This is a genomic window from Agromyces hippuratus (genome assembly GCF_013410355.1).
Taxonomy (GTDB): Bacteria; Actinomycetota; Actinomycetes; order Actinomycetales; family Microbacteriaceae; genus Agromyces; species Agromyces hippuratus.
The window spans coordinates 3738505-3759200 of sequence record NZ_JACCFI010000001.1; the positions used below are offsets into that span (position 1 = coordinate 3738505).

The 20696-nt window shown below is 70.9% G+C and carries 18 protein-coding genes and 1 tRNA gene; 15 read left to right on the top strand and 4 right to left on the bottom strand.

The features are described from left to right. The first annotated feature begins 107 nt into the window (after positions 1 to 107). Positions 108 to 3821, top strand: a complete 3714-nt coding sequence (gene mfd, locus BJY17_RS17495) for a transcription-repair coupling factor (protein WP_179552497.1) — start codon at positions 108 to 110, stop codon at positions 3819 to 3821. Here mfd and BJY17_RS17500 read toward each other — a convergent pair. Together BJY17_RS17500 and BJY17_RS17505 are read right to left on the bottom strand one after the other, a co-directional pair. Next, complete coding sequence (locus tag BJY17_RS17500; protein ID WP_179552498.1) at positions 3818 to 4114, bottom strand: hypothetical protein; 297 nt, start codon at positions 4112 to 4114, stop codon at positions 3818 to 3820. The genes mfd and BJY17_RS17500 overlap by 4 nt on opposite strands. Before the next feature lie 20 nt (positions 4115 to 4134). Next, positions 4135 to 5334, bottom strand: a complete 1200-nt coding sequence (locus BJY17_RS17505; RefSeq protein ID WP_179552499.1) for a Na+/H+ antiporter NhaA — start codon at positions 5332 to 5334, stop codon at positions 4135 to 4137. Between the two features lie 168 nt (positions 5335 to 5502). Here BJY17_RS17505 and BJY17_RS17510 point away from each other — a divergent pair, with 168 nt between their 5' ends. The 10 genes from BJY17_RS17510 to BJY17_RS17555 all read left to right on the top strand — a co-directional run bounded on the left by BJY17_RS17510 (position 5503) and on the right by BJY17_RS17555 (position 14493). Beyond that, complete coding sequence (locus BJY17_RS17510) at positions 5503 to 6189, top strand: LysE family transporter (protein ID WP_179552500.1); 687 nt, start codon at positions 5503 to 5505, stop codon at positions 6187 to 6189. A 74-nt stretch (positions 6190 to 6263) separates the two neighbouring features. Further along, the gene (locus BJY17_RS17515; RefSeq protein WP_179552501.1) at positions 6264 to 6917 is read left to right on the top strand and encodes a MazG family protein; all 654 of its coding nucleotides are present in this window, start codon (positions 6264 to 6266) and stop codon (positions 6915 to 6917) included. Positions 6918 to 7004: 87 nt separating this feature from the next. Continuing rightward, the gene (locus tag BJY17_RS17520; protein WP_218889946.1) at positions 7005 to 7445 is read left to right on the top strand and encodes a DUF6841 family protein; all 441 of its coding nucleotides are present in this window, start codon (positions 7005 to 7007) and stop codon (positions 7443 to 7445) included. A gap of 99 nt (positions 7446 to 7544) precedes the next feature. Next, positions 7545 to 8813 (top strand): histidine--tRNA ligase, encoded by a 1269-nt coding sequence (gene hisS / locus BJY17_RS17525; protein ID WP_179552502.1) that lies wholly within the window; start codon positions 7545 to 7547, stop codon positions 8811 to 8813. 101 nt (positions 8814 to 8914) lie between these two features. Beyond that, the gene (gene eno / locus BJY17_RS17530; RefSeq protein ID WP_179552503.1) at positions 8915 to 10195 is read left to right on the top strand and encodes a phosphopyruvate hydratase; all 1281 of its coding nucleotides are present in this window, start codon (positions 8915 to 8917) and stop codon (positions 10193 to 10195) included. A 77-nt stretch (positions 10196 to 10272) separates the two neighbouring features. After that, positions 10273 to 11022 (top strand): FtsB family cell division protein, encoded by a 750-nt coding sequence (locus tag BJY17_RS18680; RefSeq protein WP_246303764.1) that lies wholly within the window; start codon positions 10273 to 10275, stop codon positions 11020 to 11022. Further along, positions 11019 to 11585 carry a DUF501 domain-containing protein gene (locus BJY17_RS17540; protein WP_179552504.1) on the top strand — a complete coding sequence of 189 codons (567 nt, stop codon included), beginning with the start codon at positions 11019 to 11021 and terminating at the stop codon, positions 11583 to 11585. The genes BJY17_RS18680 and BJY17_RS17540 overlap by 4 nt, the downstream gene beginning before the upstream one ends. After that, the gene (locus tag BJY17_RS17545) at positions 11582 to 12910 is read left to right on the top strand and encodes a S8 family serine peptidase (protein ID WP_322789886.1); all 1329 of its coding nucleotides are present in this window, start codon (positions 11582 to 11584) and stop codon (positions 12908 to 12910) included. The genes BJY17_RS17540 and BJY17_RS17545 overlap by 4 nt, the downstream gene beginning before the upstream one ends. A 49-nt stretch (positions 12911 to 12959) precedes the next feature. Continuing rightward, positions 12960 to 14366 carry an NAD(P)/FAD-dependent oxidoreductase gene (locus BJY17_RS17550; protein ID WP_179552505.1) on the top strand — a complete coding sequence of 469 codons (1407 nt, stop codon included), beginning with the start codon at positions 12960 to 12962 and terminating at the stop codon, positions 14364 to 14366. A gap of 53 nt (positions 14367 to 14419) precedes the next feature. Beyond that, positions 14420 to 14493, top strand: a tRNA-Leu gene (locus BJY17_RS17555). A 35-nt stretch (positions 14494 to 14528) separates the two neighbouring features. Here BJY17_RS17555 and BJY17_RS17560 read toward each other — a convergent pair. Next, positions 14529 to 14969, bottom strand: a complete 441-nt coding sequence (locus BJY17_RS17560; protein ID WP_179552506.1) for an iron chaperone — start codon at positions 14967 to 14969, stop codon at positions 14529 to 14531. Positions 14970 to 15119: 150 nt separating this feature from the next. Then, positions 15120 to 16046: a Ppx/GppA phosphatase family protein gene (locus BJY17_RS17565; RefSeq protein WP_179552507.1), complete on the bottom strand. Its 927-nt coding sequence runs from the start codon at positions 16044 to 16046 to the stop codon at positions 15120 to 15122. An 87-nt stretch (positions 16047 to 16133) separates the two neighbouring features. Between BJY17_RS17565 and BJY17_RS17570 the strand changes: the two genes are divergently transcribed. The 4 genes from BJY17_RS17570 to BJY17_RS17585 all read left to right on the top strand — a co-directional run bounded on the left by BJY17_RS17570 (position 16134) and on the right by BJY17_RS17585 (position 20638). Continuing rightward, a complete protein-coding gene (locus tag BJY17_RS17570) occupies positions 16134 to 16730 on the top strand; it encodes a TetR/AcrR family transcriptional regulator (RefSeq protein ID WP_179552508.1) in 597 nt (198 codons plus the stop codon). After that, positions 16727 to 18007 (top strand): MFS transporter, encoded by a 1281-nt coding sequence (locus BJY17_RS17575; protein WP_179552509.1) that lies wholly within the window; start codon positions 16727 to 16729, stop codon positions 18005 to 18007. Before BJY17_RS17570 ends, BJY17_RS17575 begins: the two co-directional genes overlap by 4 nt. Next, positions 18007 to 19254 carry an amino acid deaminase/aldolase gene (locus BJY17_RS17580; RefSeq protein ID WP_179552510.1) on the top strand — a complete coding sequence of 416 codons (1248 nt, stop codon included), beginning with the start codon at positions 18007 to 18009 and terminating at the stop codon, positions 19252 to 19254. Before BJY17_RS17575 ends, BJY17_RS17580 begins: the two co-directional genes overlap by 1 nt. A 70-nt stretch (positions 19255 to 19324) precedes the next feature. Continuing rightward, entirely contained in the window at positions 19325 to 20638 is a 1314-nt protein-coding gene (locus BJY17_RS17585) for a D-arabinono-1,4-lactone oxidase (protein WP_322789887.1), read from the top strand. The last annotated feature ends 58 nt before the right edge of the window (positions 20639 to 20696 follow it).

Genomic DNA, 20696 nt, shown 5'->3' on the forward strand with positions numbered 1-20696 from the left:
CGTGTGCGGCGCCCATCGTATCGGCCGGCACCGACGCACGGCGCTCCGCGGATCAGCCGGCGGGCGGCTCCTGCGGCGCTGTCGGATGCGCCGCGTAGACTCGACGGGTGAACCTCCAGGGCTTTCTCACGGCGCTCTCGCGCGCCGAAACCATCGAAGCGGCGCTCGCCGAAGCCCAGCGGAACGCAGACTTCTCGGCACCCGCAGGCCTCGACGCCCCGCTGCTCGCCGGCCTGCTGCAGCGCCGAGCCGACGCCGGCCTGCCGCCCGCGCTGCTCGCCATCACCGCCACCAGCCGTGAGGGCGAGTCGCTGCGCGCCTCGCTCGCCCCCTACCTGCCCGACGCCGAGCTCATCGAGTTCCCGGCATGGGAGACGCTGCCGCACGAGCGGCTGAGCCCCTCTGCCGAGACGGTCGGCCGCCGGCTCCATGCCCTGCGGCGCATGCACGACTGGGCCGAGGCCCGCTCGCGGCATCCGCTCGTCGTCGTCGCCTCGGTGCGGGCCGCGCTGCAGCCGCTCGCTGACAACCTCGCGTCGCTCGACCCGGTCGAGCTCGTCGCCGGCGGGCGCGGATACAACCTCGCCGAGCTCGCCCTACGACTCGTCGACCTCGCGTATGCGCGAGTCGACATGGTCGCCCGCCGCGGCGAGTTCGCGGTGCGCGGCGGCATCCTCGACGTGTTCCCGCCCACGGCCGACCACCCCGTGCGCGTCGAGTTCTTCGGCGACGAGGTCGAGGAACTGCGCGCGTTCTCGGTCGCAGACCAGCGCTCGCTGCCCGACGTCATCGAGCGCGTGTCGCTTCCGCCGAGCCGCGAGCTGCTGCTCACCGAGCCGGTGCGGCAGCGCGCCCGCGAGATGGTGCACGAGTTCCCGAGCCTCGCCGGCCTGCTCGAGAAGGTGTCCGAGGGCATCCCGGTCGAGGGCATGGAGTCGCTCGCACCGGCGCTCCTCGAACGGCTCGTTCCGCTCGCGCACTACCTGCCCCTCGGTGCCGCGGTCGCCGTGCTCGAGCCCGAGCGCGTGGCAGGTCGCGCGGTCAACCTCGGCGAGACGAACCGCGAGTTCCTCGCCGCGGCGTGGAATGCCGCGACGGTCGGCGCCGCCGCGCCGATCGACCTCGCTGCCGGCGATTTCCTCACCGTTCGCCAACTGCGGGATGCCGCACTGTTCAGCGCCCCCGGCGAGCCCGACCCCCAGCGCGTGTGGTGGAACTTCTCCGGCTTCGACATGGGCGATGCCGCCGAGGTCGTCGCCGCGGCCGGTGGAGCGGCCGAGTCGCACCTGGCCAGCTCCTCCGCGACCGTGCGCCTCGCGGCGAACGCGATGCCGAGCTTCCAGGGCAACGTCGCCGGCGCCGTCGACCACGCCGCAGAGCGCCTTCGTGACGGGTGGGCGCTCGTCGTGGCATCCGCCGGTCACGGTCTCGTCGAGCGCGCACGCGACGTGCTTGCAGAGGCCGGGCTCGCCGCCCGGCTCGTCGACGACGTGCCGGCAGAACTCGAGGCGGGTGTCGCCTACCTCGTGCAGGCCGATGCCGCGCACGGCTACGAGGTGCCCGAGGTCAAGCTCGGCCTCCTCGCCGAGTCCGAGTTCTACGGCCGCGCTGCAGGCTACGACGCCCGCCAGGGCAAGAAGCTCGCGAGCCGTCGCCGCAACGTCGTCGACCCGCTGCAGCTGAAGGCCGGCGACTTCGTCGTGCACCAGACGCACGGCATCGGCAAGTTCATCGAGATGGTGCAGCGCGAGGTCGCCACCGGTGCCCGACCCACCGGCCCGAGCCGCACCGCGGGCATCCAGCAGCAGCCCACGGCGGTGCGCGAGTACCTCGTCATCGAGTACGCGCCCTCGAAGCGCGGGCATGCGGGCGATCGGCTCTTCGTGCCGACCGACCAGCTCGACCTGCTCTCGCGCTACGTCGGCGGCGAGGCACCGTCGCTCTCGAAGATGGGCGGCAGCGACTGGGCGCAGGCCAAGGGCAAGGCCCGCAAGGCCGTGCGCGACATCGCCGTCTCGCTCGTGAAGCTCTACTCGGCGCGCATGGCGTCGAAGGGGCACGCGTTCGGGCCCGACACCCCGTGGCAGCACGAGCTCGAAGAGGCGTTCCCGTTCACCGAGACCCCCGATCAGATGCAGACGATCGACGAGGTCAAGGCCGACATGGAGCGGTCGATCCCCATGGACCGGCTGCTCGCCGGCGACGTCGGCTTCGGCAAGACCGAGGTCGCCGTGCGCGCCGCGTTCAAGGCGATCCAAGAGGGCAAGCAGGTCGCGATGCTCGTGCCGACGACGCTCCTCGTCAAGCAGCACCTCGAGACGTTCAACGAGCGGTATGCGGGCTTCCCCGTGCACGTGCGCGCCCTCAGCCGGTTCCAGACCGACAAGGAGGCGCGCGACACGATCGCCGGTCTCGCCGACGGCACCGTCGACATGGTGATCGGCACGCACCGCATCCTCACCGAGAAGGTGAAGTTCAAAGACGTCGGCCTCGTCATCATCGATGAGGAGCAGCGATTCGGCGTCGAGCACAAGGACGCGCTGAAGAAGCTGAAGACCAACGTCGACATCCTCGCGATGAGCGCCACGCCGATCCCGCGCTCGCTCGAGATGGCGGTCACCGGCATCCGCGAGATGTCGACGCTCGCGACACCGCCCGAAGACCGGCATCCGATCCTCACGTTCGTGGGGCCCTACTCCGACCAGCAGGTCGCCGCCGCGATCCGGCGCGAGATGCTCCGTGAGGGGCAGGTCTTCTTCGTGCACAACCGGGTGTCGTCGATCAACCGGGTCGCGGCGCAGCTCGCCGAGCTCGTGCCCGAAGCGCGCATCGCGGTCGCCCACGGGCAGCTCAACGAGCACGTGCTCGAGCAGATCGTCGTCGACTTCTGGGAGCGCAAGTTCGACGTGCTCGTCTCGACGACGATCATCGAGACCGGGCTCGACATCTCCAACGCCAACACGATCATCATCGACCGGGCCGACAAGTACGGCCTCTCGCAGCTGCACCAGCTGCGCGGTCGCGTGGGCCGTGGCCGCGAGCGGGCCTACGCGTACTTCCTCTACGACCCGGCGAAGCCGCTCTCCGAGACCGCGCACGACCGCCTCTCGACGATCGCGGCGAACAACGAGCTCGGCAGCGGCATGCAGGTCGCCCTGAAAGACCTCGAGATCCGTGGCGCGGGCAACCTGCTCGGCGCCGAGCAGGCCGGTCACATCGCGGGCGTCGGCTTCGACCTGTATCTGCGCATGATTGGCGAGGCCGTCTCGGCGTTCCGCGGCGACGTGGCGACCGGCCAGACCGAGCTGCGTCTCGAACTGCCCGTCGACGCACACATCCCCGAGGACTACGTCGACTCCGAGCGGCTGCGCCTCGAGGCGTACCAGAAGCTCTCGGCCGCGAGCGGGCCGGCCGCGAAAGACGGTCAGATCGACCAGGTCGTCGACGAGCTCGTCGACCGCTACGGCGAGCCGCCCGAGCAGGTCAAGCACCTCGTGGCGATCTCGAGGCTCCGCCGCGAGGCGCAGCGGGCCGGGCTCTCCGACGTCATCGCGACCGGCTCGAAGCTGCGCATCGCGCCCGCGAACATCCCCGACTCGCGGCGCGTGCGCCTCGAGCGCATGTACCCGGGCGCCAAGCACTTCGCGCAGAACGACGTGATCCTCGTGCCGTTCCCCGTCACGAACGGCGAACTGCCGAGCGACGGCGACCTCATCGAGTGGGTGTCACGACTCATCACGGCGATCTTCCCGATTCCCGAGGCGCCGGCGACGGATGCCGCGGGCGCCAGCGCCTCGGTCGTCGACGGGGCCGCCGGCTAGACCTTCAGGTGACCCCACTCGGCGAGGAACTCCTCGACCGACATCCGCTCGAGATCGGCGTTGATCGCACGCAGCAGGGCATCGGCCTCATCGAGCGAACCGGCGCGCGTGCGGATCACCGGCGCCTCGGTGCTCGTGCGCAGCACGACGAGATCGGCGACCGACGGCCCGCCGAGACCCGTCGCCTCTCCTGCGATGAGCAGCGCGGCGTGCCAGGCCTTGCCGAGCCCCCGACGGCGGGTCTCCTGGAGTTCGGCGCGAAGGAACCGGGCGGCGGGCGTGCTGTCGCTCATCGTCCGAGTCTGGCACGGGGTCAGCGCGAGAACGCGCCGCCGACTCCGGCGTGACCGCCGTGCCGCTTGTAGTGGCGCGAGCGCAGCGTCACGACGACCGCCGAGACGACGATCGCGACGCCCGAGCCGAGCAGCACCGCGAGGGTGCCCTCGTCGGCGACCTCGGGCAGCCCGACGAACGCGAGTTCGTTCATGAGCAGCGAGACGGTGAAGCCGATGCCGCCGAGCGCGCCGACGACGAAGAGGTCGCCGAGGGTGAGGGGGATCCCGGCGCGGCGCCGCACGACGAGCGCGCCGAGTCCGCCGACCACCATGATGCCGATGATCTTGCCGACCGGCAGCCCGATGAGGATGCCCCAGAACGCCGGGTCGAGCTCGCTCGGCTGCACCTGCGGCACGGCGACCATCGCCGCCGAGAAGGCGAACAGCGGCAGGATCACGCCGTTCGACCACGGCTCGAGCGCGTGCACCGCGCGACCGCCGGGGCGGCGTGCCATGACGAGGCCGAGGGCGACGCCGGCGATCGTCGCGTGCACTCCCGACTGGTAGACGAAGTACCACGCGAGCGCCCCGAGCACGATCAGCACGAGCACGATCGGCCACTGGGGCTTCCGCGACAGGATCCACGCCGAGCGCGGCTTCATCACGCGGCTCACCGCGCCGAACAGCGCGATCGCGATGCCCGCGAAGCCGATCGAGGCGAGGTTCGCGTCGGCGGTGAAGAAGAACGCGATGATGAGGATCGCGATGAGGTCGTCGAGCACCGCGAGTGCGAGCAGGAACACTCGCACGCGCGTCGGGATCCAGGTGCCGAACATGGCGAGCACCCCGAGGGCGAAGGCGATGTCGGTCGCCGTGGGGATGGGCCATCCGTCGACCGTCTCGGTGCCCGCCGTGAACGCGAGGAAGATGAGGGCCGGCACGACGACCCCGCCGACCGCGGCGATCGCCGGCAGCAGCGCCTTCGACAGGCTGTTGAGCTCGCCGATGACGAGCTCGCGCTTCAGCTCGACCGCGACGATGAAGAAGAAGATCGCGAGCAGGCCGTCGCTGATCCAGTGGCCGGCCGACAGGTCGAGGCCGAGCCACGGCAGGTCGATGTGCGCGTTCCTGAGCTCGATGAGTGCCGGCCCGAACGAGAGGTTCGCGACCAGGAGGCCGAGGACGGCGGCGATCAGGAGGAGGGCGGCGGCCCAGCGCTCGGAACGGAGGAAGTTCATGTGTGGGACTCCAGGAAGTCGCGTGCACGAGCTGCGTGAGAAGCGCGTGCGAGGTCGGCGGCACGGTCACGACGGTCTCCCGTCGGCCGACCAGACTTCCCGGCGCTCCTCAGGGCAGTCTACGGGCGACGGACGTTCGGGGCCGGTCGCCGCGCCTACGCTGGTGCGGTGCAACTCTCGCTCTGGGTGACGCTCCTCGCCGCCTGCTTCGTCATCAGCTTCACCCCGGGCGCCGGCGCGATCAACACGATGGGCAACTCCCTCAACGAGGGGTTCCGCCGCTCGATCTGGGGCATCCTCGGCCAGCAGGCCGCGCTCATCGTGCACATCCTGGTCGTCGCCGCGGGCCTCGGGGTGCTCGTCGCAGGTTCGCCCGTCGCGTTCGAGATCATCCGCTACTCGGGCGCCGCCTACCTCGTCTACCTCGGCATCCGGCAGCTGCTCGCGAAGCCGCAGCAACCGGCGGCCGACGGGGGCGACGGCACCGAGGCGAGCACAGACGAGGGCGACGGCGAGACGGATGACGCGCGGCCGGCGCCGAACGCGGGCGCCGAGTCGCGCTGGTCGATGTTCCGCAGGGGACTCTGGGTGAACCTCCTGAACCCCAAGGCGATCGTCTTCTTCCTCGCATTCCTGCCGCAGTTCATCCGCCCCGAGCTGCCGCTCCTGCCGCAGTACCTGATCGTCGGCCTGACCGTCGTGGTCGTCGACGTGATCGTGATGTGGGGCTTCTTCGCGGTGGCTGCGCACAGCCTGCGGAGGTTCACCCGTTCGGTGCGCGGCCAGCGCGTGCTGAACGTCGTCTTCGGCACGCTGTTCATCGCCGTTGGGGTGCTGCTCGCCGTCGTGCACTGAGCGCGTTCGGGCGAGGCGCTCGGGCGAGGGGCGCGGGCGGCGCGTCCGCGGCGGGCTGCACCTAGGCTGCCGGTATGAGCGCAGCGCACCCCGGACTCGACGAACTCATCGACACCGTGGCCCTGCTCCGGGCTCCGGGCGGCTGCCCGTGGGACGCGGATCAGACCCACGAGAGCCTCGTGCAGTACCTCGTCGAGGAGAGCTGGGAGCTCATCGACGCGATCGAGTCCGGCAGTCGCGAGGAGATGATCGAGGAGCTCGGCGACGTGCTCTACCAGGTGCTCTTCCACGCCGATCTCGCGGCCCACACCGACGGCGAGCGCTTCGACATCGACGATGTCGCCCGCCACATGACGGCCAAGATGGTGTCGCGGCATCCGCATGTCTTCGGCGATCGCGAGGCTGAGACCGCAGCCGACGTCGTCGCCTTCTGGGACGACCTGAAGGCCGACGAGAAGCCGCACCGCACGAGCGTGCTCGACGGCATCCCGCGCGGCATGCCGGCGCTCTCGCTCGCGCAGAAGGTGCTCGGCAAGGCCGAGAAGGTGGGCGTGACGGATGCCTCGGCGGAAGCCTCGCCCGCAACGGAGGACGAGCTGGGCCGGCAGCTGCTCGGGCTCGTGGCATCCGCTCGATCGCAGGGACTCGACGCCGAGCGGGCGCTGCGCTCCGCAGTGCGCGCCCTCGAAGACGAGGTGCGCAGCGCCGAGGAGTCGCGCGCCGGCTGACGCGCCGGCTGACGCGCCGTCTCGGGGGTCGCGGATGCCTCGGAGCGGGCGTACCGTCGGTCGAGACGGCTCGCCGGAGGGGGACGCATGGGCATCGAGGACTGGCGGCTCGAGGAGTTCTTCGACGTGTACGGCGAGGCGCAGCGCGACTTCGACGCCGACGCCACCGCGCGCCTCTGGGGATTGCCGGGCATGGTGATCACCGACGACTTCGCGGGCGCGCTCGAGAGTCGCGCCGACATGGCGACCGGTCTCTCGTCGTCGTACCCGCTCTACCGCCGGCTCGGCTTCGCGGGGATCGTGCCCGAGCTGCGGGCGGTGAGCTCGCTCACCGACGTCCTCTCACTGGTGCGCGTGCGCTGGAGCTACCTCGACGCGAACGATGAGCTGATCGTGACGAGCGACGTCGAGTACCTCGTGCGGGACGACGCCGACGGACTGCGCATCTACGTCGCCGTCGGCATCGACGAAGCCGATGCGCTGCGGCGCGCCGCGGCGGCGAAGGGGATCGAGCTCGACGCGGACTGAGGCGGCCGCCTCGGACCGGCCACCTGCGCTTGCCTCGGACGGGCCGCACCGGCCGGACAGCGCAACGATCGGCGCCCGCGTGCTGGAAGAATGGTCGGCATGGCTGCATCCGTCACTCCTCCGCGCGGCATGCGCGACTTCCTCCCGGCCGAGAAGGCCCGTCGCGAGCACGCACTCGGCGTGATCCGCGGGGTGTACGCGGCGCACGGCTTCGACGAGATCGAGACGCCCGTGATGGAGGACTCGTCGCGCCTGCACGCCGGGCTCGGCGGCGACAACGAGAAGCTCGCCTTCGCCGTCATGAAGCGCGCACTCGGGGCCGACGACCTCGCGCGCGCCGCGGCATCCGGTGACGCGCTCTCGCTCGCCGACCTCGGACTGCGCTACGACCTCACGGTGCCGCTCGCCCGCTTCTACGCGACGCACCGGGCGGCGCTGCCCCCCGTGTTCCGCTCGATCCAGATCGCGCCGGTGTGGCGCGCCGAGCGCCCGCAGAAGGGCCGCTACCGGCAGTTCGTGCAGTGCGACATCGACATCATCGGCGAGGCGGGCGCGCTCGCCGAGCTCGAGCTGCTCACGGCGACGGTCGCGACGCTCGACGCGCTCGGCCTCTCGGGCTGCACGATCCGCCTGAACGACCGGCGCATCCTCGCGGGCATCCTCGGCTCGTGGGGCGTGCCCGACGAGCTGCGCGAGCGCGCGCTCATCACGATCGACAAGCTCGACAAGATCGGTACCGGGGGAGTGGCGGCCGAACTCGCCGAGCTCGGCATCGTCACCGGCGATGCGGATGTCGCGGCCGAGCTCGAGGCACTCACGAACGCCGACTGGCACCTCGCCGATGGGGTCGTACCGCCGCCCTCGTGGCTCGACGGCGACGCCTACGCCGACCTGCTCGCGCTGCGCGCAGCCCTGCCCGACGCTGCCATCGAATTCGACCCGACCCTCGTGCGCGGCATGGGCTACTACACGGGCACGATCTTCGAGATCGCCCACCCCGACTACGGCTACTCGCTCGGCGGCGGCGGTCGCTACGACGGCATGATCGGGCGCTTCCTCGGCCAGGAGGTGCCCGCGTGCGGTTTCTCGATCGGCTTCGAGCGCATCGTCGACCTGCTCGCCGTGCGCGACGAGGAGCGCCCGCGCGCGGTCGTGCTCGTCTACGACGCGGATGTCCCGGCCGCCCGCCTGCTCGAGCTCAAGCGCGAGCTCGTGGCATCCGGTTCGCGGGTGCGCCTCGAGCGCCGGGTCAAGAACCTGCGCGCCCTGCTCGACCGCGTGACCGCCGACGGCTTCGATGCGTTCGCACCGGTCGGCGCCGAGACGACGGATGCCGCGTCGCTCGCGTTCCGCGAGCTCTCCGCGTAGCACCCGCGTCGCAAGCACGAGACATCCTCGACCTCTAGACTGGCTGGCGGATCACGACGGAGTCGTCCGCTGCATACCCACCCATCACAGAGGAGTTCACTGTGGCAATCATCGAAGCTGTAGGCGCACGCGAGATTCTCGACTCGCGCGGCAACCCGACCGTCGAGGTCGAGGTGCTCCTCGACGACGGTTCGCTGGCCCGTGCTGCGGTGCCCTCGGGCGCATCGACCGGTGCCTTCGAGGCGTACGAGCTGCGCGACGGCGACAAGGACCGCTACCTCGGCAAGGGCGTGCAGAAGGCCGTCGACGCCGTGCTCGACGACCTCGGCCCGGCCATCGAAGACCTCGACGCCGCCGACCAGCGCCTCGTCGACGCGGCGCTCATCGAGGCCGACGGCACCGACAACAAGAGCCGCCTCGGCGCGAACGCCATCCTCGGCGTGAGCCTCGCGGTCGCGAAGGCCGCAGCCGACTCGGCCGACCTGCCGCTCTTCCGCTACCTCGGCGGCCCCAACGCCCACGTGCTGCCCGTGCCGATGATGAACATCATCAACGGCGGTGCGCACGCCGACACCGGCGTCGACATCCAGGAGTTCATGGTGCTGCCGATCGGCGCGCCGAGCTACTCCGAGGGCCTCCGCTGGGGCGTCGAGACCTACCACGCGCTCAAGAGCCTGCTGAAGGCCAAGGGCCTGTCGACGGGCCTCGGCGACGAGGGCGGCTTCGCTCCCGACTTCGCGCACAACCGCGCGGCGCTCGACTTCATCTCCGAGGCGATCGAGAAGGCCGGCTTCAAGCTCGGCACCGACCTCGCACTCGGCCTCGACGTCGCGGCGAGCGAGTTCTACGAGAACGGCGTCTACACGTTCGAGGGCAAGGAGCGCACGTCGGCCGAGCTGAGCGCGTACTACGCCGAGCTCGCCGCCGCGTACCCGCTCGTGTCGATCGAGGACCCGCTCGACGAGTCCGACTGGGACGGCTGGGCGCAGCTCACCGCCGAGCTCGGCTCGAAGGTGCAGCTCGTCGGCGACGACCTGTTCGTCACCAACCCGAAGCGCCTCGCCGAGGGCATCGCCAAGCACACCGGCAACTCGATCCTCGTCAAGGTGAACCAGATCGGCACCCTGACCGAGACCCTCGACGCCGTCACGCTCGCGCAGCGCTCGGGCTACACCGCCGTCATGTCGCACCGCTCGGGCGAGACCGAGGACACGACGATCGCCGACCTCGCGGTCGCGACCGACTGCGGTCAGATCAAGACGGGCGCGCCCGCCCGGAGCGAGCGGGTCGCCAAGTACAATCAGCTTCTGAGGATCGAAGAGGAACTCGGTGAGGCCGCGGTGTACGCCGGCCGCACGGCGTTCCCCCGCTACACGGCCTAGAAGCAACACACGTGACGGGGGCGGCCGAGTGGCCGCCCCCGTCGTCGCGTATCCGGGTGCGATGACGAGGAGGGGCGATGCGCGATGACACCGGTCGTTCCGGCCGCACCCCCAGGCGCCCGACGGTGCCGACCCCGAAGCCGGCCGCGAAGCGCGGCCCCGCGTCGTCCGGCACGGGTTCGACGGCGTCGACCCCGAAGGGTTCGAAGGCCTCGACCGCGAAGTCGCCGGCATCCGCGAAGGCCTCGAGTCCGAAGACCCCGGCATCGAAGTCGACCGGCGCGAAGCCGAAGGGTTCCGCGAAGTCCGGCTCAGGGCGGGCATCGGCCGGGCAGACCGCCGCAGCCGGGGCAGGCTGGCTCAGCGGCATCCGATTCTCAGGTTTCTCCCTCATCATGATGGGAGTGCTCGTGCTCGCCGTCGTGGTGCTGGCGCCGACGATCGCGGCGTTCGCACAGCAACGGCAGCAGATCGCCGAGCTCCGCGCCGCCGTCTCCGCCCAGGAGGAGGAGGTGCAGCGCCTGCGCGACGAACGCGAGCGCTGGAACGACGACACGTTCATCGTGACCCAGGCTCGCGAGCGCCTGTACTACGTGATGCCGGGCGAGGTGAGCTACCTCGTCATCGACGACCGAACGGCAGCGGCGAAGGCGGATGCCACGGCCGAGGTCTCGGCCGAGGTGACCGAATCGAAGGGTGACTGGATGACCACCCTGCTCGGCTCGGTGCTGACCGCCGGGCTCGCGCCCGACGCCGCCCCGCCCGCGGAACCCGCTCCCACCCCCACGACACCGCCAGCAGATCCCGCAGCCGAGGAGACCCGATGACCCGCCCGCCCTTCGAGCCGGTGAGCGAGCGCGACGTGCGCATCGTCTCGGCGCAGCTCGGTCGCCCGGCCCGCGACGTCGTCGGCATCGCCGCCCGCTGCGTGTGCGGCGCACCGACGGTCGTCGCCACGGCGCCGCGCCTCTCCGACGGCACGCCGTTCCCGACGTTCTACTACCTCTCGCACCCGGCCGCGACGGCCGCGATGTCGTTCCTCGAGGCAGCCCAGCTCATGGTGGAGTGCACCGAGCTCCTGGCCGCCGACGCCGGGGTCGCCGAGGCGTACAGCCGCGCCCACACCGACTACCTCGCCGACCGCGAGTCGATCGCCGTCGTGCCCGAGCTCGCGGGCATCTCCGCGGGCGGCATGCCCACGCGCGTGAAGTGCCTGCACGCGCTCGTGGCGCACTCCCTCGCCGCAGGGCCGGGCGCGAACCCGATGGGCGACATCGCGCTCGAGCGTTCGACCTGGTCGCCCGACGTCTGCCGCTGCCCCGACTACGGCGTCGACGAGGCGCCGGTATCCGCCGTTGCCACCGAGGGCCCCGAAGGAACCATCGGGTGAACCGGTCGACGCGCCTGACCCGCTCCGAACGCACCAGGCGTTCCGGGCGGAACGGGCGCGCCCGTGGCTCGGCATTCGTCGTGCGCGCCGCCGCGACGCTCGCAGCGGCGACGATGCTCACGCTCACCGGAGCCGGCGCGGCCCACGCCGACCTCGTGCGCGACTACGAGTACTGGCTCGCCGACTACGGCTTCACGACCGCCTGGAACACCACCAAGGGCGAGGGCGTCACGGTCGCGGTCATCGACACCGGTGTGAACGGTAACGTCGCCGAGCTCCGCGGCGCCGTCGTCGGCGGCACGGATGTCTCGGGCCTCGGCACGCCCGACGGCCAGACGCCCGTCGGCGACGACGAGACCCACGGCACGATGGTCGCCGGTCTCCTCGCCGGTCGCGGCACGGGTGAGGGCAGCGGCGTGATCGGCACCGCACCTGAAGCCGACCTGCTCGCCGTCTCGGTCGCGTTCGGTCAGGACACCGGCGCGGCCAAGTCCAACGACGACCAGATCGCCGAAGCGGTGCGCTGGGCCGTCGACAACGGCGCCGACGTCATCAACATGTCGTTGACCCGCAACACCCCCGACTGGCCCGAGAGCTGGGACGACGCGTTCATGTACGCCTTCGAGCACGACGTCGTCATCGTCGCGGCAGCGGGCAATCGCGGCAGCGGCACGAGCCAGGTCGGGGCGCCCGCGACGATTCCCGGGGTGCTCACGGTCGCTGGCGTCGACAAGGACAAGAACGCGAGCCTCGACGCGAGCTCGCAGGGCATCTCGATCGCGGTGGCCGCGCCGAGCGAAGACCTGGTCGGCGTGCTGCCCGACGGCAGCCACGTGCAGTGGGACGGCACGAGCGGCGCCGCGCCCATCGTGACCGGCCTCGTCGCGCTGATCCGTTCCGAGTATCCCGACCTCGATGCGGCGAACGTCATCAACCGGCTCATCGAGACGGCCGACCCCAACGGGCAGACGGTTCCGAGCGCCCTCTACGGGTACGGCCTCATCGATCCGGTCGCCGCACTCGAGTCGGATGTGCCGCACGTCGACGAGAATCCGCTCGGCAGCCTGGCGGACTGGATCACGCTGCACCGTCGTGCCGAGGTCGAGGCCCCCGACGAGAGCAGCGTCGATCAGCCCATCGTGCCCATGGCCGACCCGCCGCTGCCGCGATCCGACGGCGCCCTCACCCTGCTTCCGACGCAGTGGACGCTCGCCTACATCACCGTGCCGCTCTCACTCGTCGCAGGGTTTGGTACGCTAGCAGCGCTGTTGGGCATCGGCGCCACTCGGCATACCAAGCGGACTGTCCGCATTCGCGAGCAGTGATCGCACGCAAATCAGCCCGCACGTTCCAAAACTGAGGAGTCCATTCACCGTGCCCAAGATTCTCATCGTCGGCGGTGGCTATGCGGGGTTCTACACGGCGTGGAAGCTCGAGAAGTGGCTGCGTGCCGGCGAGGCCGAGGTGACGATCGTCGACCCGCTGCCGTACATGACGTACCAGCCCTTCCTGCCCGAGGTCGCCGCAGGGTCGATCGAGCCGCGCCACTCCGTGGTCGCGCAGCGTCGTCACCTGAAGAAGACCAACGTCGTGACCGCGAAGGTCACGCGCATCGATCACGCGGCGAAGACCGCGACGATCACGCCCGAGCTCGGCGAGCCGTGGCAGTTCGACTACGACATCGTCATCGTCACGGGCGGCGCGGTCTCGCGCACGTTCCCGATCCCGGGCATCGCCGACAACGCGATCGGCCTCAAGTCGATCGAAGAGGCCGTCGCGATCCGCGACCGCGTGCTGACGAACTTCGACAAGGCATCGAACCTTCCCCCCGGCCCCGAGCGCGAGCGCCTGCTCACGTTCGTCGTGGTCGGCGGCGGCTTCGCGGGCATCGAGGTGTTCGCAGAGCTCCGCTCGTTCGCGAGCTCGCTGCTCGAGTACTACCCGCAGCTCACCTTCGATGAGACGCACTTCCACCTCATCGAGGCCATGGGGCGCATCATGCCCGAGGTCTCGCTCGAGACGAGCCACTGGGTCATCAAGCACCTCGCCCAGCGCGGTGCCGAGATCCACCTCGACACGCAGCTCACGAGTGCGGTCGACGGCGTCATCGAGCTGTCGACGGGCGAGAGCTTCGAGACCGACCTCATCGTCTGGACCGCAGGCGTCATGGCGAACCCCGCCATCGTGCGTTCCAGCGACCTTCCGGTCGAAGAGCGCGGCCGCATCAAGACCCGCGCCGACCTCCGCGTCGGCGACGACGACGAGTTCGTGGCCGACGCCTGGGCAGCCGGCGACATCGCCGCGGTCCCCGACCTCACCGGCGGCGGCGTCGGCGGCTACTGCGTGCCGAACGCCCAGCACGCCGTGCGTCAGGGCAAGCTGCTCGCCAAGAACGTCGTCGCGGTGCTCCGCGGCGAGGAGCCGAAGCAGTACTTCCACAAGAACCTCGGTGCGGTCGCCGGCCTCGGCATCGGCTCGGGCGTGTTCCAGTCGGGCAAGCTCGCGATCAAGGGCCTGCCGGCCTGGTTCGCGCACCGTGGCTACCACGGCCTCGCCATGCCCAGCTGGGAGCGCAAGTTCCGCGTCTTCTGGGGGTGGTGGAACAACTTCTGGCTCGGCCGCGACATCGTCTCGCTGAGCGCCGTGCAGCAGCCGCGCGCGCAGTTCGAGCTGTTCGCCGCTCGTCCGAAGCCGCCGGCAGTCGAGGCGCCCGTTCCCGCCGCCGCACCCGCCGCGAAGGCGGAGAAGCCGGCCAAGCAGGAGGCCGTCGCCGCCAAGTAGCGACGTCCCCTGACTATGCTGTGACGCGGCGTCGCCCTTCGGGGCGGCGCCGCGCTCCCGTAGCCCAATCGGCAGAGGCAGGCGACTTAAACTCGCCTCAGTCTGGGTTCGAATCCCAGCGGGAGCACCGTGATGGCTGCGCCCTGTCGAGCCGGAGTCCCGTCAGCTCACGGCCTTGCGCACGAGTTCCGTGAACTTGGCCTCGACCGCCGGGGTCCAGTTGCGAACCGCATAGCCGATGGGCCACAGGTCGCCGTCGTCGAGGTTCGCCCGATCCTCGAAGCCGATCGTCGCGTAGCGGGTCTTGAACTTCGCAGCCGCCTGGATGAAGACGACCATCTTGCCCTCGGCGTTCGCGAAGCCGGGCATGCCGTAGTACGTCTTCGGCATGAGATCGGGCGCGACCGCGGTGACGACCTTGTAGAGCCCCTCCGCGAGCACCCTGTCGTCGGGCTCCATCTCGGCGATGGCGTCGAGCACCGCCTTGTCGCCGGCAGCGCGGTTCTTGCCGGCCTTCTCCTGCTCGCGGAGCTCCTTCGCGCGCTGCTTGACGGCGTCGCGTTCTTCCTTGCTCAGTCCTCCGGACGTATCTGCCTTCGCCATCTCGTGGTCCTTCCTCGGATCCTCATCGGTGCCGCCGCGTGGGCGGGGCGTCGATGTCAGGCTATGCGGGGGCGAGCGCCTTGCGCTTCTCCATTCCTGATCGATCTCGGCGTGTCATCGCCGACGGCGGTGGCGGGGCCAGTGTCGGCGTCAGGTCAGGCGGTCGAGCCGCCGGAGGATGAGCCCCTCGCGGAGCGCCCACGGCGACACCTCGAGCTCGTCGACCCCGAAGGCGCGCATCGTCTCGGAGAGCACGACGGCGCCGGCCACGATCTGGAACGTGCGGTCGGCGGTGATGCCGGGCAACGCCGGCCGGGCGTCCGCCGGGATGCGCGCGAGCCGCGGCGTCCAGTCGTCGAGGCCCTCGCGGGTCAGGATGCTGCGCTCGGTGTCGCCGAATCCGTCTTCGACGCTGCCGGCGAGCCGGGCGAGCGAGCGGATCGTCTTCGAGGAGCCGACGACGTGGTTCGGCGAGGGCAGCGACTTGAAGGGCTCGACGGCCTCGGCGAGCACCTCGCGCGCGTGGGCGCGGAGGCGCGAGACCTGTTCGGGCGAGGGCGGGTCATCGGGCAGGAACGAGATCGTCGAGCGCCCGGCGCCGAGGGGGAGCGACCGCGCGACATCCGGCACCTCGTCGATGCCCTGCGCGAGTTCGAGCGAACCGCCGCCGATGTCGAAGAGCAGCAGTCGCCCGGCCGACCAGCCGTACCAGCGGCGCACGGCGAGGTAGGTGAGGCGCGACTCGTCGTCGCCCGAGAGCACCTGCAGGCGCACGCCCGTGTCCCGCTCGACGAGGTCGAGCACGGCCTCGCCGTTCGCCGCCTCGCGGATGGCCGAGGTCGCGAAGGCGAGCAGCTCCTCGATGCCGGCGTCGCGAGCTGCGGATGCCGCCCCGCCCACCGCCGTGAGGATGGCGGCGACGCCCTCGGCGCTGATGGCGCCATCGGGCTCGAGATAGCGCATGAGACGCAGCACGGACTTGTGCGAGGCTGTCGGTATGGGGCGCGCGCCGGGGTGCGCTTCGACGACCAGCAAGTGCACCGTGTTGGAACCGACGTCGAGGACTCCGAGGCGCATGCTGCGAGCGTAACGGTTTTCGTGCATACTGATGCGACTGGGACGATCGTCCCACTTCAGTCGTCGATGGTGTCGAAGAGGAGTCGCATGGCCCGCATCCCAGCTTCAGAACGGCGCGCCGCGCTCGTACAGGCGGCACTCCGCGTGGTGTCCCAGCGCGGAATCGCACATGCAACCACCCGGGCGATCGTCGCCGAGGCCGGCATGTCGCTCGCGAGCTTCCATTACGCGTTCGATTCGCGCGACGAGCTCATCGACGAGCTCATCACGACGGTCGTCGCCCGCGAGCAGGAGGCGGTGCTGCCCGACGACCTGCAGGGGCACGACATCCGCGACATGCTCGAGGCCGGCCTGCTGCGCTACTTCGAACACCTCCGCGCCGACCCCGAGCACGAGCAGGCGATGCTCGAGCTCACCCAGTACGCGCTGCGATCGCCCGAGCGGCATCCGCTCGCCATCGCGCAGTACGACAAGTACACCGAGCTCGGTGCGCGGTCGCTCGCGGCCGCCGCCGAGCTCGCGGGGGTCGTCTGGACCACTCCCGTCGAGCAGGTCGCGCGCGTGCTCATCGCGTTCACCGACGGGCTCACCCTCACGTGGCTCGTCACCCGCGACGACGACGTCGCACGCGCGGTCGCACATGCGGCCGCCGACGCCCTTTCGAGAATGGCCGAGCCCCGATGACGAGCCTCGATTCCGCGCCCCACCAGGCGCAGCCCACGACCGCCGCGCTCGGCGAACCGGTCAGCCGGGTCTCCGCCGGCTGGATCGCCTCGTTCGCGACGGTCTGGCTCGGCATCTGGATGGCGCAGCTCACGCCCGTGCAGTTGCTGCTGCCCGCGCAGATCGACGCGCAGCTCAAGCCCGACAACTGGGTCGACAGCGTCGTCGCGTTCGGCATCATCTCGGGCATCGCCGCGATCGCGACGATCATCGCCTATCCGCTGACGGGTGCGCTCTCCGACCGCACGACCTCGCGCTTCGGTCGCCGCCGCCCGTGGATCGCGATCGGCGCGGTCGTCTTCGGCCTCTCGCTCGTCACCCTCGGCCAGCAGACCGAGATCTGGGCGATCGGCGCGACGTGGGTCGCGGCATCCGTCGGGTTCTGCATCATGACCGCCGCGCTCACCGCGACGATCTCCGACCAGGTGCCCGTGAACCAGCGCGGCTTCGTCTCGGGCTGGATGTCGGCGCCGCAGGCGGTCGGCATCATCGTCGGGCTCGTGCTCGTGACCGAGCTCGTCACCGACGCCTCGCTCGGGTACATCCTGCTCGCGGTGATCCTCGTCGTGCTCGCGGTGCCGTTCCTCTTCCGCGCCGACCAGCCGCTCGCCCCGACCGAGCGCGTGCGCGTCACGGCCAAGGGCATCCTCAGCGGCTTCTGGATCAGCCCCCGCAAGCACCCCGACTTCGGCTGGACCCTCCTCAGCCGTGTGCTCGTCTCGGTCGGCAACGCGCTCGGCACGAGCCTGCTGCTCTACTTCCTGATGTTCCAGTTGAAAGACGAGAACGCCGAAGACGACCTCATCGTGCTCACCCTCATCTACATGGTGTTCGTGATCCTCGCCTCGCTCATCCTCGGCAAGCTCTCCGACAGGCTCGGCCGTCGCAAGCTCTTCGTCTTCATCGCCTCGGGCCTGCAGGGCGTCGCGGCACTCATGCTCGGCCTCTTCCCCGACCTCACCGTCGCGATGGTCGGCGCCGGACTCCTCGGCCTCGGGTACGGCTGCTTCCTCTCCGTCGACCAGGCGCTCGCGACGCAGGTGCTGCCCGACGCCGCCTCCCGAGGCAAAGACCTCGGCATCATGAACATCGCCTCGGCCGTGCCGCAGGCGATCGCCCCGATGATCGGCGCGGCCGCGGTGGTCGTGTCGGGCTCGTTCATGCTCGTCTTCCTGCTCGGTGCCGCGTTCTCGTTCGCCGGCGCGTTCGCCGTCGCGCGGGTGCGGAGCGTGCGCTGATGACGATCGACCTGCGCAAGACCGGCACGCCGGCATCGGATGCCTCCGACTGGCTGCACCCCGAGAAGTACTGGCCGTCGCTGACCGCCGCCACCGCCCACCTCGACGCCCCCGTCGGCGCGCTCCACCTCGGGGCGCTGCGTCACAACGCGCTCGACATGCTGCGGCGGGCCCACGGCACGCCGATCCGCGTGGCCTCGAAGTCGCTGCGCGTGCGCGGCATCGTCGAGGCGCTGCTCGCCATGCCGGGCTACCACGGCGTGCTCGCGTACACGCTCGCCGAGGCGCTCTGGCTCGCCGAGACGGTCGATGACATCGTGGTCGGCTACCCGACCGCCGAGCGTGCGGCCATCCGCCGGCTCGCGAGCGACCCAGAGCTCGCCAAGCGCGTGACCCTCATGGTCGACTCCCCGGCGCAGCTCGACCTCGTCGACGCGGTGCTGCCGCCCGGCAAGCGCGAGACGATCCGGGTGTGCCTCGAACTCGACGCCTCGTGGAACGCGCCGGTGCTCGGTCACCTCGGCGTGCGCCGCTCGCCCGTGCACGCGCCCGAGGACGCCGCGGCGCTCGCCGCGTACATCGTGAAGCGCCCCGGTTTCGACCTCGTCGGCATGATGGCCTACGAGGCGCAGATCGCCGGCGTCGTGAATCAGCCCGCCGGCCGCCCGGTCGACGGTGCGGTGAACCGCTGGATGCAGTCGCGTTCGATGCCCGAGCTGCGCGAACGTCGCGGGCGCGCCGTCGCGGCCGTGCGCGAGATCGTGGAGCTCGAGTTCGTCAACGGCGGCGGCACCGGCTCGCTCGAGGCCACGGCGGCCGACGCCTCGGTGACCGAGATCGCGGCCGGCTCCGGCATCTTCGGCGGGCACCTCTTCGACGGCTACCAGCACTTCACCCCGGCACCGGCCGCGGCGTGGGCCCTCGACATCGTGCGCCGCCCGAGCCGTGACCACGCGACGATCCTCGGCGGCGGCTGGGTCGCCTCCGGCCCGCCCGCCGGCGACCGGCTGCCGAAGATCGTGTGGCCCCAGGGCCTCGTGATGGAACCGCGGGAGATGGCGGGCGAGGTGCAGACCCCGGTGAGCGGTCCGGCGGCACGTCGCATGAAGGTCGGCGACCGGGTGTGGCTGCGCCACACGAAGTCGGGCGAGCTGGCCGAGCACCTGAACGAGTTCGCCCTGGTCGATGCGGGCGAAGTCGTCGACACCATCCCGACGTATCGGGGAGAAGGGAAGGCGTTCCTGTGACAGCTGCGGGAGCCATCTGGCATGTGTGCACGAGTCGCGATGCGGCGCGTACCCGAAACGAGGAGTCCCTGTGACCGCGACTGGAGCCGTCTGGCGCAACTGGGGTCGCACGGAATCGGTGCGGCCCCTTCGCGTGGAGCGCCCGGCGAGCGCCGAGGCGGTGCAGCGGGCGGTGGCGTCAGCCGCGGCATCCGGTCTGGCCATCAAGCCCGTCGGCTCGGGCCACAGCTTCACCGGCATCGCGGTCGCGCCGGGCGTGCAGCTCGACATGACGGGCGTCTCCGGCGTCAACGATGCGGATGTCGCGACGGGCCGGGTCACCCTCGGCGCCGGCACCCGGCTGCACGAGCTGCCCGAGATGCTCGCCCCCTACGGTCTCGCCCTCGCGAACATGGGCGACATCGATCGGCAGACCATCTCGGGCGCGACCTCGACCGGCACGCACGGCACGGGCCTCGGCTTCGGCGGCCTCGCGACGCAGATCGTCGCCGCCCGCCTCGTGACCGGCACCGGCGAGCTCATCACCGTGAGCGAGACGGAGCGCCCCGAGCTGCTGCCTGCCGTCCGCCTCGGCCTCGGTGCGCTCGGCGTGCTCGTCGACGTGACGCTGCAGCTCGTGCCGCGCTACGTGCTGCACGCCGTCGAGAAGCCCGAGCCGCTCGGCGAGGTGCTCGACGGGTGGGAGGAGCGCGTGCGCGCCGCCGACCACTTCGAGTTCTACTGGTTCCCGCACACCGAGGCGGCGCTCACGAAGACGAACACGCGGCTGCCGGGCGATGCCCCGCGGAGGCCGCTCGGGCGCCTCTCGCGCTGGGTCGACGACGAGCTGCTCGCGAACGGCGCGTACCGCGGCGTCTGCGCGCTCGGCACGGTCGCTCCCGGCGTCGTGCCCGTGTTCGCCCGCCAGGTCGAGAAGCTCACCGGAGACCGCGACTTCGCCGACTTCTCGCCGAAGGTCTACATCACCAATCGCACCGTGCGGTTCCGCGAGATGGAGTACGCGGTGCCGCTCGAGGCCGTGCCCGCCGCCGTGCGCGAGGTGCGCGAACTCATCGAGCGCAAGGGCTGGCGCATCAGCTTCCCGATCGAGGTGCGCGCCGCGGCATCCGATGACAACTGGCTCTCGACCGCCCACGGCCGCGAATCGGGCTACATCGCGGTGCACCGCTACTACCGCGAGGACCCGACCGAGTACTTCGCCGCGGTCGAGGCGATCATGCGCGGCTACGGCGGTCGCCCGCACTGGGGCAAGATGCACTCGCGCGACGCCGAGTCGCTGCGCGAGGTCTACCCGCGCTTCGACGACTTCCTGCGGGTGCGCGACGAGCTCGACCCCGAGCGACGCTTCGCGAACCCGTACCTCGACCGGGTGCTCGGCGCCTAAGCGGCTGGCGACGAGGGCGGATGCCACGTGGCATCCGTCCTCGTCCGTGCGTGGGCGA

Coding starts and splice junctions, on each gene's coding strand:
- BJY17_RS17575 (WP_179552509.1), top strand. CDS start 16,727: ATGACGAGCCTCGATTCCGCGCCCCACCAGGCGCAGCCCACGACCGCC.
- BJY17_RS17560 (WP_179552506.1), bottom strand. CDS start 14,969: ATGGCGAAGGCAGATACGTCCGGAGGACTGAGCAAGGAAGAACGCGAC.
- BJY17_RS18680 (WP_246303764.1), top strand. CDS start 10,273: ATGCGCGATGACACCGGTCGTTCCGGCCGCACCCCCAGGCGCCCGACG.
- BJY17_RS17540 (WP_179552504.1), top strand. CDS start 11,019: ATGACCCGCCCGCCCTTCGAGCCGGTGAGCGAGCGCGACGTGCGCATC.
- BJY17_RS17580 (WP_179552510.1), top strand. CDS start 18,007: ATGACGATCGACCTGCGCAAGACCGGCACGCCGGCATCGGATGCCTCC.
- BJY17_RS17500 (WP_179552498.1), bottom strand. CDS start 4,114: ATGAGCGACAGCACGCCCGCCGCCCGGTTCCTTCGCGCCGAACTCCAG.
- hisS (WP_179552502.1), top strand. CDS start 7,545: ATGGCTGCATCCGTCACTCCTCCGCGCGGCATGCGCGACTTCCTCCCG.
- BJY17_RS17520 (WP_218889946.1), top strand. CDS start 7,005: ATGGGCATCGAGGACTGGCGGCTCGAGGAGTTCTTCGACGTGTACGGC.
- BJY17_RS17565 (WP_179552507.1), bottom strand. CDS start 16,046: ATGCGCCTCGGAGTCCTCGACGTCGGTTCCAACACGGTGCACTTGCTG.
- BJY17_RS17505 (WP_179552499.1), bottom strand. CDS start 5,334: ATGAACTTCCTCCGTTCCGAGCGCTGGGCCGCCGCCCTCCTCCTGATC.
- BJY17_RS17570 (WP_179552508.1), top strand. CDS start 16,134: ATGGCCCGCATCCCAGCTTCAGAACGGCGCGCCGCGCTCGTACAGGCG.
- BJY17_RS17515 (WP_179552501.1), top strand. CDS start 6,264: ATGAGCGCAGCGCACCCCGGACTCGACGAACTCATCGACACCGTGGCC.